The organism is Paenibacillus sp. WC2504, assembly GCF_052682475.1.
Genome location: NZ_JBQZFH010000001.1, coordinates 4,432,042 through 4,446,917 on the forward strand (window position 1 = coordinate 4,432,042; position 14,876 = coordinate 4,446,917).

The 14,876-nt window shown below is 44.4% G+C and carries 14 protein-coding genes; 5 read left to right on the forward strand and 9 right to left on the reverse strand.

What is annotated here, in order from left to right; all coding sequences use genetic code 11:
- Positions 1–65: 65 nt before the first annotated feature.
- The 4 genes from ACUN27_RS19920 (at position 66) to ACUN27_RS19935 (ending at position 3,981) form a co-directional block, all read left to right on the forward strand.
- Positions 66–950, forward strand: coding sequence for a TetR/AcrR family transcriptional regulator (locus tag ACUN27_RS19920; protein ID WP_315950012.1), 885 nt, complete (start codon positions 66–68; stop codon positions 948–950).
- Between the two features lie 214 nt (positions 951–1,164).
- Entirely contained in the window at positions 1,165–1,386 is a 222-nt protein-coding gene (locus ACUN27_RS19925) for a PspC domain-containing protein (RefSeq protein WP_315950011.1), read from the forward strand.
- A 174-nt stretch (positions 1,387–1,560) separates the two neighbouring features.
- Complete coding sequence (shc, locus tag ACUN27_RS19930) at positions 1,561–3,444, forward strand: squalene--hopene cyclase (RefSeq protein ID WP_315950010.1); 1,884 nt, start codon at positions 1,561–1,563, stop codon at positions 3,442–3,444.
- Positions 3,445–3,510: 66 nt separating this feature from the next.
- Entirely contained in the window at positions 3,511–3,981 is a 471-nt protein-coding gene (locus ACUN27_RS19935) for a hypothetical protein (RefSeq protein WP_315950009.1), read from the forward strand.
- On the opposite strand, the gene ACUN27_RS19940 is transcribed toward ACUN27_RS19935, so the two are convergent.
- Complete coding sequence (locus ACUN27_RS19940) at positions 3,978–4,475, reverse strand: hypothetical protein (RefSeq protein ID WP_315950008.1); 498 nt, start codon at positions 4,473–4,475, stop codon at positions 3,978–3,980. The two genes, ACUN27_RS19935 and ACUN27_RS19940, sit on opposite strands and share 4 nt — an antisense overlap.
- A 58-nt stretch (positions 4,476–4,533) precedes the next feature.
- Here ACUN27_RS19940 and ACUN27_RS19945 point away from each other — a divergent pair, with 58 nt between their 5' ends.
- Complete coding sequence (locus tag ACUN27_RS19945; RefSeq protein ID WP_326060500.1) at positions 4,534–5,160, forward strand: hypothetical protein; 627 nt, start codon at positions 4,534–4,536, stop codon at positions 5,158–5,160.
- A 36-nt stretch (positions 5,161–5,196) separates the two neighbouring features.
- Here the strand turns inward: ACUN27_RS19945 and ACUN27_RS19950 are convergent, their stop codons facing one another.
- The 8 genes from ACUN27_RS19950 to ACUN27_RS19985 form a co-directional block, all read right to left on the reverse strand.
- Entirely contained in the window at positions 5,197–5,970 is a 774-nt protein-coding gene (locus ACUN27_RS19950; RefSeq protein WP_445559493.1) for a sugar phosphate isomerase/epimerase family protein, read from the reverse strand.
- A 125-nt stretch (positions 5,971–6,095) separates the two neighbouring features.
- Positions 6,096–7,109: an alpha/beta hydrolase family protein gene (locus ACUN27_RS19955; protein WP_445559495.1), complete on the reverse strand. Its 1,014-nt coding sequence runs from the start codon at positions 7,107–7,109 to the stop codon at positions 6,096–6,098.
- A 48-nt stretch (positions 7,110–7,157) separates the two neighbouring features.
- On the reverse strand, positions 7,158–7,973 hold the full coding sequence (locus tag ACUN27_RS19960) for an aminoglycoside phosphotransferase family protein (RefSeq protein WP_326060503.1): 816 nt from the start codon (positions 7,971–7,973) through the stop codon (positions 7,158–7,160).
- Between the two features lie 124 nt (positions 7,974–8,097).
- Positions 8,098–11,139, reverse strand: a complete 3,042-nt coding sequence (locus tag ACUN27_RS19965; protein ID WP_326060504.1) for a family 43 glycosylhydrolase — start codon at positions 11,137–11,139, stop codon at positions 8,098–8,100.
- A gap of 309 nt (positions 11,140–11,448) precedes the next feature.
- A complete protein-coding gene (locus ACUN27_RS19970) occupies positions 11,449–12,102 on the reverse strand; it encodes a M48 family metallopeptidase (RefSeq protein WP_315950401.1) in 654 nt (217 codons plus the stop codon).
- 98 nt (positions 12,103–12,200) lie between these two features.
- On the reverse strand, positions 12,201–12,380 hold the full coding sequence (locus ACUN27_RS19975) for a twin-arginine translocase TatA/TatE family subunit (protein WP_315949999.1): 180 nt from the start codon (positions 12,378–12,380) through the stop codon (positions 12,201–12,203).
- A gap of 29 nt (positions 12,381–12,409) precedes the next feature.
- Entirely contained in the window at positions 12,410–13,618 is a 1,209-nt protein-coding gene (locus ACUN27_RS19980; protein ID WP_326060506.1) for a ZIP family metal transporter, read from the reverse strand.
- 19 nt (positions 13,619–13,637) lie between these two features.
- Positions 13,638–14,681 (reverse strand): multicopper oxidase domain-containing protein, encoded by a 1,044-nt coding sequence (locus tag ACUN27_RS19985; RefSeq protein WP_326060507.1) that lies wholly within the window; start codon positions 14,679–14,681, stop codon positions 13,638–13,640.
- Positions 14,682–14,876 lie beyond the last annotated feature (195 nt).

Genomic DNA, 14,876 nt, shown 5'->3' on the forward strand with positions numbered 1-14,876 from the left:
ATCGTCAATGAGAAACATTGACGTTCCTCTTGACTCATGTCAAGATAGGGGGTGGAGGGATCGCGATGGTAGACTCGAAAAAAGACAAAATCCTCAATACAGCCATCGAGCTGTTCCGATCGAAAGGTTACAGCGCTGCATCCATGCAGGATATCGCTGAAGCTTGCGGTATGGCTAAAGCCAGCATCTATAAATTTTTTGCTACTAAAGAAGAATTGTTTACAGCCGCTTTCGTCGCATGCCATCAGACATTGTTAGATCAAGCAGCAGCACTTGATCGTGGAGCTGCTCAATTGAGCCTGACTCCCAAAGAGAAGCTGCGGCGGAAGATCGAATTCCAGCTGCAATATACGGTCGAGAATCACCTGTTCATGATTGACTTCCGAGAACTCCCCATTACAACCAATGAACAATTCATCGCGGCATGGAAACGGAAGAAAACCGCGTTGCATACTTGGCGCCGCGAACTGTTAATCGAAACATACGGCAAACAGATTGAGCCCTACATTTGGGATATTGTTGCCATTTTCCGAGGCATTCATATTGAATACTTAGCTTATGTCCAGCAGAAAGTGATTGCCTTACCGATGTCCGAGTTGGCGTCTTTCATCGTGGATCGCTTGGATGCCTTAATCGACGATTTCATTCGTACAGCACCGAAGCCCATCATTGTTGAAAGCAACACACATTTCAACTATTTGAATCCGAGTGATTCTCCTGCCCGTCAGACGACGATTGAGCAGTTGATTTCGCTAATGATCGTCAAGATCAGCGAACTGTCAAAGTCGGAAGAAGTGCGCGAGGAGCTTCAGAAGGTTACCGTAATGTTACAAGAGGAATGCGTTCGCCAAACTCCTAATCCAACACTCATCAAGGTGTTTACCTCTTATCTTGATGTCGTTCCGGAACTACGGCCCCATCTTCGCCAGCTCAACTATCTCCTAACTTAATCGGCATAGCCCATCAATAATGAAAACGAACCCCGCGATTACTGACTAAATTGCGGGGTTCTTGGCTTTCGTAGTGGCTCTTCCCCGCCTTAGGTCCGGCTTCAAAAACCGTCATAGGTCCGTTTTCGCAGTACCTTGCAAGAGTTACAATAAAGACATGAAAACGAAACAATGACATGCCATAGATCGCAAAATGGAGAGGAGCCATATACACATGAACAAATTATTCCGTTCTAGAACAGACAGCAAATTAACAGGTCTATGCGGAGGACTAGCAGAATGGCTTGGTTTAAATGCAACGATGATTCGCTTGTTAGTCATCATCGCCGCCTTGTTCAGTTTCGGTACTGTAGCCCTTATCTATATGATTGGATGCCTGCTTGTCCCTAAAGCGCCGCAAAGCCACTACGATTTTACACCTCCATATCACAACTAATGGTCTACACAAGTAAAACGTCAGTGAAAACTGGCGTTTTTTCTTGTTTCACGAACAACGGAGTTAACAATTCCGCCATACTACATGAGTATTGGATTTTTTAGATTAAAATGTTGCGTTGTTCATATCATGTAAAGATCCATCTTATGACTTGAAGCGGCAGGAGGACTGCAAATGCCTATTTGGAGTGAAGTGAATGAGGAAATTCGCCGCATGAGCGCTAGGCTCGAACACTGGCAGCAGCAAGACGGTTCTTGGCGATTTTGCTTTGAAAATAGTCTGTTAACCGACGCCTACATGATTATCGTCCTTCGGACACTGGAAGTTCCTCAGGAGGCGCTAATCAAACAATTGCATGATCGTATCGCTGCTGAACAACAACCCAATGGAGCATGGAAAGTCTATCAGGATGAAGCGGATGGACATTTGGATACGACCGTAAATGCCTATTTTGCTCTTTTGTACTCGGGCTACAGCCAAAAAACAGACGAACCCATGATGAAAGCTGCGCGTTTTATCACTTCAAAAGGCGGGATCAGGCAAGTGAAAACCTTTCTAACGAAGGTATTCTTGGCAACCGCAGGACAATATCCATGGCCATCCTCGATAGTGATTCCGCTTGAATTTCTGCTGCTGCCGATGACCTCTCCCGTCAACTTTTTTGATTTCTCCGGCTTTGCCCGCGTTCACTTTGCACCGGTCTTAATCATGGCCGACCTCAAATTTGTTAAAAAAAATGCGGCTACTCCTGACTTATCGGATCTGACTCTCCCAGTCCGTAAGGATTCTCAGTCACCCCGCGGTTTTCAAGAGCTGCTGAATGAAGTTCATTCCGGCATTAAACAGCTAACCAGTCTTCCCCAGCAGCTGCATAAACGAGCAGTTCGATATGCAGAAACCTATATGCTGGAACGTATCGAAGCAGATGGGACACTTTATAGCTATGCGACGTGTACGCTGCTGATGATCTTATCCTTGTTAGCGTTGGGCTATGACAAGAATCACCCTACGATTACCGCTGCGCTGAGCGGACTCTACTCCATGCTATGGAACATAAACGGAAAGGTTCATCTCCAAAACTCACCGTCGACAGTCTGGGATACAGCCTTACTTGCCGCGGCGCTGCAGCAAGCGGGAACTTCACCCGATCATCCTTCGATCGCAAAAGCAGTCCATTATTTGCACCGTTTGCAGCAAACCAAATTAGGAGATTGGAGATTTCATGTCGCTCATCCAGTACCCGGTGGTTGGGGTTTCTCCGAATCGAATACGATTAACCCAGACGTGGACGATACCACAGCAGCTTTGCGGGCTATACATGCAACCGCGCAGCGAACTCCTGAATACCAAGACGTATGGAACCGCGGGTTGAACTGGGTTCTGTCCATGCAGAATAAAGATGGCGGTTGGCCTGCTTTCGAAAGAGGAGTTACCAACAAACTGCTGACGCTGGTCCCGATTGACGGCGCCTCCGCAGCTGCGATTGATCCGTCCACTGCGGATCTAACCGGAAGGACATTGGAATTCCTTGGCGCAACAGCTGGCTTGGACATCCGTCAAACTTTCGTGCACAGAGGTGTGGATTGGTTATTCTCGAATCAAGAGGCAGATGGTTCGTGGTATGGCCGATGGGGAGTTTGCTACATCTATGGCACATGGGCTGCTTTGACAGGGCTAATGGCTGTTCAAACGGAACCCGATCACCCTGCAGTGCGAAAAGCCGTCGATTGGCTGCTAAGCATCCAAAACGAAGACGGCGGCTGGGGCGAATCCTGCAGCAGCGATAGCTCCAAACACTACATACCACTCGGTGCCAGCACGCCCTCCCAAACCGCTTGGGCGCTCGATGCGCTTATCGCGGTATGTGATGAACCTCTACCTGCCATTCACAAGGGCATGCGGCAATTGCTCCTGCTGCTGCACAAGGATGACTGGACGACGCGGTATCCAACAGGAGCAGGGCTGCCGGGCAGCTTTTATTCCCATTATCACAGTTATCGATATATTTGGCCCTTATTCACGCTGAGTAACTACAAGAAGAAATATGAGAATATGTAAAATGAACAATACACGACATGCTTACGTCAAATCCAAGGCAACTTTGCTATACGAAGGAGAATAATCATGAGGAAATTTTTCAAATCCCTATTTCATAAGCGGTCATTTGCTGATCAGCTGGAGACTTATCTCGAAGCAACGGTGTTAAAGTGGAAAAAACGCATCAACCCTATAACGAACAGAATCGGATTTGGCATTTATTTTTACAAGAACATCACCATTAATTTAAATCGCCTGAACAAGGAAATATTGGAAATTGCCCAGGATAGCGCTAAACTTTCGCACTTCAACAAAACCACATTTCCCAGTTTTATATCCGTCGTCGACGGCATCCATACAAGGATGTTCACGCATCTGCCAAATCACGTCATTCAACAAATTACAACTTTAGTTAAAATGCTCCCAGGTTTCAAAGAGCTGCAATCGATATCACGAACTTATGGGTACATATGTGAACTACAATACAATCAAGGAAGAGTATTTTTCGGCTCCTTACAGATTCACTTTATTAAAATAGAAAGATTGGCTATGCCTTAATGGGAGGCATGGCTGGCGTCCTGCCTTTTTTGAATCGCATGCATGCCCATAATGACAGCCACTAGTTCATAACTATCCAATTCCGCAGATTGGTTTCTCAGTGTAAATGCTCCTGAAGAAAACCATCCGTTTATTTTCTCGAAATGAGCGACAAGCACGCCTGAGGAATCGGATATTTCATATTCTTTTGAAAATGCCGGGGAGGTGATGTCATAGCTGCCTCTCCCTTGCGTTTCATACGTGAATTTTTTGGAAAACATGGCAAATCGGCTTCGCAGAACACCGGCCAAATTCCCACCCGGATGCGAAACCTCCCATTTTCCAGACAAGAACGGAAATCCTCCTTTGTAGAGCAGCCGATCATCTACGCCATACACATCGATTGCCGAACCAAAGGAGCTCTTTAAATCCAGATGCCCCATGTTTTTTTCCTCGTTGTCCAAAATCTCCGTAAAACCTGCATTAAAGAAATTATCACGAAAAAATAAATTCATTTTCTCTCCTCCTTCAGTTAAAATCATCTAACAGGATGCAGAAAGGAAGTTTGTGAAGATGAGACACACGACTTCAACAGTCCCACGAGCAGCTGTTCGGGGATCATCACTGGGTGTTATTTTCATGGCGTTATTCGGTACGCTTTGGGCAGGCATCGGGATTGGCGGGCTTCAGGGCTGGGGTTCCACTTGGCTGATCATCACGGCTGTACTCGTTGGTGTAACGCTGCTCTCAGGCGGCATTTCGCTGCTTGTTGCCTCCAAGCAATTATCACAACCAGCCGATTCCGATACACGCCGCTGGAGACGTGTGTGGATGTGGTTTGGTATCATTTTCACCATAGAGGGTGCGGCAATTGGAGTCGCTAGCGCCATATGCACCACTGCAAACCATTTTAATCTGCTTTTTCCCGTAATGGCCATTATCGTAGGTGTTCATTTCATTCCGCTCGCACCGTTGTTTCAGATCAAAGCTCACTACGTAACAGGAACACTTCTTACCTTGCTTGCGATTGTTACCCTTCTGTTTGTTCCTGAACATGCAGTGCTTGACGGGCATCCCGTCATTACATGGTGGCTCGTTGTCGGTTTTGGATCCTCACTGATTCTTTGGGGCACAGGATTAATGATCTGGCTTGTAGGCAAGAGATGGGTAGCTGCATCGCTAATTAACAAGGAACAATAGCGTTCACCCAATAAGTGAGTGAACGCTATTGGTTTCTTAGTAAGCAAATACTCGTTTCATAAAAGCTAAACTGTCACGCTGATCTGTTTCGGGATCTCGGACTGTACATTCCGCAGAAATCATTCCTTCATAGCCCGAAGCTTTCAGCGCTGTTACGAACTGTTCATAGGGATACTGACCTGTTCCCGGTGAGAATCGACCTGTATCCGCTAAATGGATATGTTGCAGCCATGCTTTGTTGTCGATTAGCGTTTGAAGCGATTCTTTCTCTTCATCCATATGATAAAAATCCGCCAATACCCGAACAGACGGGTGATTTACTTGTTTCGCGAAACGAACAGCTTCGGAGACACTGTTAATGAGGTTAGTCTCTTTTTTATTTAACGGTTCAATCACCAACGTTACGCCAGTCCCGGCAAATTCTTCACCGATGCGGGACAACAGTTGCATGAACTGCTCCTCTGAACGGTTTCGTTCCCAACCTTCGGGAATGTTACGCGATCTTCCGCTCCCCAGAACGACATTTTTGGCTCCGACTTGATTTAGCGCCTTAGCCGCTTTGTGTATATAACGTTGGAGACGCTCCTGATCTACCTCTGGTCCAACAACTTTTAGATCGCCAGGGAAAAAAATGTTAAATGCCCGAACTGGAAGCGGGCTATTCATGAACAAAGGCAATCTAGCCGCATATTCCGTTTCATTTTCCAAATTTAAAGAAACTAGCGCACATTCTATGTAATCAAAACCCAAATCCTTCAATTTCTCAGCCTGTTGAATCTCACTGCACCAACCAAAGGTATACATAGTCATCCATCCTTCTTACGTTCAATTTGTAATTAAAAAAGAACTAATGATAGCGCATACAAACCCTTGCTAATTATGACGCTATGAAGTGGAAAAAGTTGCTATTCTTCTCTTTCAGATTCCCAGGAAGCTCATGCCCAAACTCGTTCAAACCAATCGTAAGCCACTTTACCCGAAATCTCATGAGTGCCCTCAAAAAGATCTAAGGTTAATCTCTCTTCTGCCTCTAAAATCTGATAAATGCAGCGAATCTGCTCATATGCCTCCATGGTTGCGTGTACAGGAAAAATCGGGTCGTCTTTCCCTGATTCAATGAGAAGTGGCCTAGGAGCAATCAAGCCGATAAGATCCGGCATCTCAGCTACAAGTGACAGACCAGGCACATAATTGTCTATGCAGTGATGAATGGAAAGAATACTAGCTTGAAAAGTGTTCGCATACCCACTTACGACAGCTGCCGTTATGCGATTATCAATGGCCGCAGCGAATGAGCAGACAAGTCCCCCTCCGGAAATCCCCATACATCCAATCCTAGCGGCATCTATATCATCACGAGTGAGTAGATAATCTACACATCGCAGAGCTTCAAACACACGATAGCCAGCCATCGTTTGACCCATTGCCAAGAGGGATGTAGATAGACTGTGACATGAGTTTGCATCCTGCTTTTCACCGCTCAACTTACGATCACCAAAGCCTAACAATTCTGGTGCAACAACGATATAGCCTTTATTGACAAGCTCTACGGCGAAATCTTTCTGATAGCCCTTGTGTCCTGTTTTTTCCTCACCCTCTATCGTTAGACCCACAATGTCCTTGCTGCCATATCCATGGCCATGACAGGCTATAATGGCTCCCGCCTGCTCTTCGCGTTCTTTCGGAATAAGTACGTAAACGGGCATGTAGAGGTCAGGATACGTCTGAATTTGAATTCTTTCTCTTGTATACGTGCCACAATCCACAGATTCCAAAAGCTCGGGACCAAGTTCGGGAATCTTCGCTGGATAACCACCTAACAACTCAACAAAACGCGGACGTAAACGCTCATTCCAGTTCAGCCATTCCTCCTGTGAACTTGCTTGAAACTTTTCGGATGGCGTTACACGATCGTACAGATGTTTAAAATAGTGATCCGGGTTCCACATAACAGCCAGCACCTCGTTTTCAATTTGAAATTAACACCGATGGACTGATTATTCTCTCAGCTTTAAGCGATCTCTTATCATTGATCTCAGCTGTTCTTTCTCCTCTTCGGGAATCCATTCTGTTAATCTAGCTGCAGCAACCGGCAACATCCAATGATCGATCTCGTCCAATCGTAGATTGGAATGGGCAAGATAATAAGTTAAGTACACTTCCCCCATCCTCTTTCTCATTGCTTGAAGTTGATCCTTCACATGGCTCGGAGCAGCCTCTGGGAGTGTACCATATCGGAATAAAAGCAAAGTGCGTGTAATATCCCCGGCAGGATGGCCACTCATCCCCGTCATCCAATCAATGATCCACCTTTTCTCCCCGACCATGGCGTTATCCGGATGAAAATCACCATGGCAAACACGGTTGCCGTTAGGCAGGACTTCAAGCATTTGAAGGATGGCATTTTTTTCATCCGTTGAAAGCTGAGGAGCTTGATGAATGTTATATGCTAGCACTTCCTTTTGTTTGCGAAAAGGCTTGCCCCTCTCATCGGCAGGGACTTCATAACGATGAAGCGTGACATGCATGTCAGCTAGCATTTCTGAAAAATCATCCAGCTCTTGTGGATGCTCTACCATTTTCTGAAGGAGCGGCTTCCCTTCAATGTATTCAAAGCTAATGCCAACTCTTCCATCAATCTCTACGAACTCGTTTGCTCTCGGGACAGAGATGCCAAGCGATGCAACTTGTTTCGTGATCTCATATTCGTAGATGATTGCCTCTTTCGGAAAACCATTGCGGTAAAGTTTGATTACGCTTTCATGATGATGTTGGAAAATCTCGGCTGTTCTTCCCTCTGCTATTCGCTTCATCCCGTTTTCCTCTCTTTTTGACTTGTTTCCTTATTTTAACATAGGATCAACGCTTGAATCGATATAAAAAAGTTCGTCAAACCAAAAAAAGACCGCCAGGCTCCCTGACGGTCTTACTTATCATTTATTCGAACATAGCTCTAGCAATCACCGCAAGATCGTTAATATCAATAACACCATCTTTGACTAAATCAAATTGCTTGACCAAGTTCCAATCTGGGCTTGATTCCGTTTTACCATAGTTCGCAGCGGCAATTGCGATATCACCGACCGTTACTTTGCCATCTCCATTGACGTCTCCTGAAGGGCTGGTATTTGCGGAGCTCGTAAATGCTTGCAAAGCTTGATTCAAGCTGCTTGTTGCTTGATCGATTTCCGCCTGCGCAACCGCGTTTGCGGCAACCGTAATGGCAGTATTGATAGCTGCTTGCAAAGTAGCTTTGGAACCTGTTGGGTATTGTCCCGGTGCACTACCTTCAACAGCTGCTTGTAAAGTTGCTTGTGCTTGAGCAATTAATGTATTCAACGCTTCTTTGTTCAGTTCATCAGTGCCAGTAACTTTCACGTTATGTGTAACAGAGTTCAGTGAACTCTCTACACCCGCTGAGTTAGCGATTTGCACGGAAGATAGCTGAATACTTGCACTAGCTGTTTGTTTAAGAGCTTTCCATGTTAATTTAAGCAGTCCTCCATCCGCGGAAACGGCATGATCAGCGCCTAGGCTTGCCAACAAAATACGCACTTTTCCAGGCACATCCTTATTCACTGAAACGACTTCAAGACCTGTTTTCAGTGATTTTGCTGAATCAAAAAGGAAGGTATTCGCATCATAGCTGAACGTTAAATCCTGTGCGAAGATAGCATCGGACGAATTCGTCGAAACATGCGCCAGTCCATAGTTCACATCAAAGTTATTGCCAACTTCAATTTGAGTTACACCTGTCAACGTTCCTGTTAATTCAGTCGGTTCAGTTGGCTCGGTCACATTTGGTACGTCTGCCTTATACATCGCTAAATAATCCAAATTGACATTACCGATACTGCTTTCATCAATTCGGTAACTAATGACATTTTTACCCGCTTGTAAGGCCAAACGTTCAGAACCTGTAAACCATTCATCCCAGCTAATCGCTGTTTTGTCCGGAGCAATCGTCTTCACATGTGCACCGTTGACATAGACATTGATTTTTGCTCTTGAAGGCAATTGAACGGTAGGATTCGTAGTCGATTCCCCATTCACTTGTTCCCCATATGCGTATCTTACACCTACGATATAATCCCCTGCTTCAGCCGCATTGACAACAAAATTCGCTTCAGCCCCTGATTTCTTGGGCAAATGAATATATCCCGTTCCTTGGAAGTTCAAATGGCTGTTTTCTTTCGTGATATCACCTAACAGAACAGCATCTTCGGCTTGATACATATCTCCTTGTCCCAAATCGCCTGAAGGCAGGTTTTGCCACTCATTCGGAGAAACAGGTGTACCAAAGTTTGGCGTACCATCGGCATTCCAACCGAATTTTTTAATATTGACCTGACGCCACCAGTTACGCCCTGTATCTTGATACACCCGTGAATGATAAACCATCCAATCTTCCGTACCATCTACGGATTTTACAAAGCTTGCTCGAGCTGGTCCTGATACATCACTTGTGGATACGAAAACATCATTCTTGCGCGTCCAAGAACTCGGGTTTAAGAAGTTTCCATCCGTATTCATAAAATAAGATAACCGGTAACCGTCTGATGCATAGTCACCCTCGGACATCGTGATGAACACTTTGCCGTCACGCTGCAAGACACGAGGACCTTCCCCGCCTCCGCCAGGCAAAAATGACCGGTCAACGGTGATGGTGTAAGGATTATCCATTGGAGCAATTGCCGGACCGATTGGTTCTCCGGAGCCTAAAGTACCCCAGACGGCGTAGAGTTTCCCTTTATTTTCAAAAACCGTAAAATCGTTCGCTTGCTTATAGACACCATTTTCACCCGCATAAAGAGCACCTTTGTCAACATAAGCCCCTTGAGGATCATCCGTAACGGATTGCAGAACGGTCGCCATGTGCTTGTAATCGTAAGCTTTCAAGTCGGCACAGTAGTAAATATACCATTTGCCGTCAAAGAAGAAGATTTCCGGAGCAAAAATCCGCGTTTGTGTTCCTTGCGAATCAAAAACCAGCTTCTTTTCCCCTTGGTCTGTGAGGGTCCGGGATTTGGATACATACACTTTATTCTCAGAATCTAGGTTACTAGAAGAAACGAAGTAATAATAGCCGTCTTTGTAAGTTACAAAGGGGTCCTGCCCTTGATAAAGCGGATTGTTAAATTTGTTATGTAAAGATGAACTTGTGACACCCATTTCTTTCATAAATGCGGAACGAGCGATGGATACGTTTTCAATTCCTTGAATTAGCGCTTCAACCTTATCACGGTCATTCATTTGTGCGCCATCAATCGTATTCAGCAGCTCTTCAGCCGTTTGTTTCGCAGTCTGGAGATTGGTTCGATCACTTGCAGTTACTTTATCTCCAAAATTGTCGGCTAAATAATCCAACTTTTGAATTTCTGCTGTTAACTCGCTTTTTTTTGTTACCAACGTACGGTCTGCCGGCAAGTAAAGGGCTGATTCAGGAACGATTTGTCGCTGCTGACTTGCACTTTCCCATTCCATCTTGAGCCAAGTACCGCCCCAACCTTGTAAATATTCAACTTTGATATCATAGTGTTTACCGGCCTCCAAAGAGATAGGAACGCTATCTTGCGGTTTTTCCCAAGTTTGCTGCCAGAAATCAATGATCAACTGCCCATTAACCCAAAGCCGAAACCCATCGTCACCAACCATATGGAAGGTATAATCTTCTGTGTATGCAGGAACTATTGTACCTGTAAAACGAGCTGTATTATAATCAGGTGTTCCAGAAAATTGATTAAAAATACTACTAAATGAATCCCCATTCAGATTGCCAATAGCTCTTGATCCACGCAGATCATCGAATTTGAATACGGTGATATCTGTTCGATTATCAGGATTCGGCACACATTTAAAGAAATCCCCCATTAATCCATGTCCATCCGAAATTGGATCTGCAGCACGAGCATTCATAGGCAAATTGATCGTACAGGCAAATAAGATAAAAGCCATAAGTATCCCTATTACTTTTTTCATCGGTAATCTCCTATTCTCATATTCGTTTCTACTCCGTGGATATTCTGCTAACGCTCCGAGTTAATGCAAGAAACAAAGCCAGCAGCCTCGTTGCCTAGTGACGCACACCGCGTTACCTCCTTCCCCTTTCTTGCTGCGTGTTTTTAACTTATCATATTTTTAAAAATATAGATTTGTAATATCCCGAGCTTTTTTACAATTATCCTCCCTTTTTATGTAAGTGGGTGAAAAGGCACTTATTTCGTGTACAAAAACAAAAAAAACTGACGCCGATTACGTTCGGACGACAGTTTACTTCTGCGAAATTTCCTAGAGCGTCATAGCTTGTCCATATCTGGCCAGGAACTCTTCCTTCTCCTTGTAATCGGGCATCACGCTCCCTACGCGCCTCCAGAAGGAGCGATCATGATTCATATGGGTGAGATGACATAACTCATGGATGATGACATAATCAATCACATCTATTGGAGCCATAGCTAAACGGTAATTAAAAGTTAATTTTTTGTCGGAGCTGCAGCTTCCCCATTTGGTTTTGGACTCCTCGATTTCAATCACCTTCGGTTTTACCTTTAATTGCGTTTGATAAATCTTGATGCGTTCGGCAATGATTTTCTTGCAGCTTGAGAAATAGAACTTCTTAAGATTTATTTTCAACTCTTCCTCATTAAGCCCGGTAGTATCAATTAACTCATGGAGAAAATGATACTTTCCAAGATGAAGGAACTTCCCTTCCTCTTGATACTCTTTTGTTCCAACAGTTTCTTTTAATTTCTCTATAAGCTTTAATTTCTCTACAATCTGTTTGCCATATTGTTTTACAGCATTCATAATGGTTTCCTGGCTTGTATCATTAGGTGCTTTCACTGTCATGTAGCCTGTGGGTTCGATGTGAATCGATATTTTTTTTCTAACCCCATATACGACATGAAACTCAATTGTCATACCTTCAAACTGAATCTTCATCCTGATCATCGGTCCTTTACTTTCACTACGGTACCTCCTCATTTTAACTTTTTCATGAAAAAAAGACCAATCCCCTTATTGAGGATCAGCCTTACTCTTCACTCGCTTTTTGGTTTCTCTTTGGTGTCTTCTTCTAATAATCCCTTCGTTCCTTGTCTAAACTCCTTGATTGTAGTACCGAACGCACGACCCAATTGAGGCAGTTTCGTTGGTCCGAATAGTAATAAAGCCACTACTGCAATGATGATAACACCTGAAACACCAATGCCTGAAAGCATGATAACACCTACCTTCTACCCTTCATTTATTAAAATTTTACCATAAGCGCTGTGATATACATAATGAGAATCCCTGCCGACACCCCGCCAAAATTCAACCAAGAAACAGGTGACAAACTGCGCTTTTGAGATTCTTTGAGGATCATTTTGGAAATAACATAAATCACTTGAAGTATAGCGCCAGCGCCGATTCCGAAGAATAAAGCCGCCAAAGTATCATTAAATATGAATCCACCGACCCAAGTTCCGATGATGGCTGGCCCGCCCGCGATTAAAGCTAATGTAACAAAAGTCTTCCAGCTAGGACGATATTTAAGCAATGGAGCAGCGATCCCTACACCTTCTGTAATATTGTGAAGGGTAAAACCAATGATCAAGAAAGTTCCCAAAGCTGCCTCTCCGACAGCAAATGCGGATCCAATGGCAAGGCCTTCACCGAAATTATGCAAACCGATGCCTGTGGCGATTTTCCGGGACACTCTGCTTCCCTCAAGCGTTTTGCTGCTTAATTTGCGATCATTTGACTGGTCAACGGCGATCAAGAATAAACAGCTGAGCAGTGCGCCAAACCATACTAATCCAGTACCTTGGAACACACCAGGAGCTGCGGCTGCCATTTCAAACCCTTCCTCGAACGTATCAATGACAAGAAAAAATAAGAGTCCTATCGTCAAGGAAAGAATCACATGCATACCTTTCACCGAAAACCGGCGTAAGAAGGGGTACCATAGCAGACCTAACCCCACAGGAATGACACCGACATAAAATCCAATTAAGGCATATTGAACAAAAAGTTTTCCTGACGGAGTTGGCGTAGCTGATGCTGCTGCAACCTCACCTGTGAAAATCAATCCATTGGACGTGATTAATTTGATTTCATGCGGGTCCCCTTGCACCCACGGGTAGGGAATATGAATTGTTCCTCTCTGGAATCGTTGCAAGGTGTCGCTCGGTGAAAACTCTGCATTCCAGAAAGCTCCATCAACAACGACTTGAGCAATCGTAACTTCCTCAGGTCCTGAGTTGAGAACCTTCACTTGAATGCCATCCTCATTCAGCGTGATCTTCTCAACGTTCACAACTTCAATCGGCGCAGCAGGCTCACTCTCTATGCCAGTACCAACTTTAGCAATCGTACCGATGATGGCAATTAACAAAATGAGCGGGAGAATTCCCCATAAGATAGCTTTTAATGAAATGGATGACGTCTTGGTTTCCCTTTGATCTGTGTAACTCATTGAGCAATTACCTCCTTTCTTATTCAGCTATGAAGAAGCCCATCCAACCAAGCTCCGCAAATTCACTTTGATGGGCATGAAACATATATTTCCCGGCGGATGGAAACACGATTTCCAGAATACCGCGTTCCCCTTGGCATTGCATGATCGTATCCGTAAATTGAGGACGAGCCTCAGGGTCCGCGCCGGTTGCGTAATAGTTGAAAAAGTTCGCATGAAGGTGAAAAGAATTGATCAGATCGAACTCCGTCAGATTACTGAGATAAATACGTACAAGTTCTCCGACCTTCACTTTAATTGGTTCTTGTTGGTAAGCAAAAGCATACCCGTTTACCGTGTATATTTCGTTTTCTCCATCGAGATCCAAATCAAACCCGTTCATGACCATACTGAATTCTCGGGCTGCAGCTCTTGGTTTCTTCGGATCAATGATGAAATTCCCATATAGTCCTTTATGAATATGTCTTGCTAACGGAGCAACATGACAATGATACACATGCATGCCGGCTGGTTTGGCTTCAAATTCGTAAGTAAAAGTATCGCCAGCATTGACGGCTTCCAACCCATCCATATTCGTAGGATGCATGCCATGAAAGTGGATGGAATGCGGATGGCTCGTTGCATTTCCGAAATGAATACGAAGGACATCGCCTTCGGTACAACGAATGGTTGGGCCAGGAATTGTGCCGTTAAAAGTCCATCCCGGGAACTTAATGCCCTTGGCAATCTGAACTTCATTCTCATAGGCGGTAATTTCATACTCGCGCAATGTTCTTCCATCGGGAAGTTGACTTACCTTGCCATAATCAAATGCTGTCAATGCCTTCTGTGCGGCTTTAAATCCTTCGGTAGCGTCATTACTTGGCACATAGCCATGCTTCATGCCTTCGTGCAGCTGCCCTTTCATCGCCTTATGAATGTCATGTTTATCCGCCACTAAGGTCGACTTTCCGAATAACGTGGATGGATTTAATAATGCAGCACCAATTACGGCAAAAGCCCCGGCACCTCCCATCTTTAAAAGTTTACGTCTTGAGATCTTATCACTCGAGTCACGCAGCATTGTTGTACCCTCCCCTATTAATATTGCTTGTTTACAATTATTTTGCACTAAGGAAACATTTTGAGTAAAAATTTTGTTTCCATTGGGACAAAAAGTTTGCCCAAGGAAACACTTTGACTTAAATATATGCTTTAACCTGGTTTTTGTAAACCATTTTTTTGTTAAGTATAAAAATATATTTATATCGCCACTGCA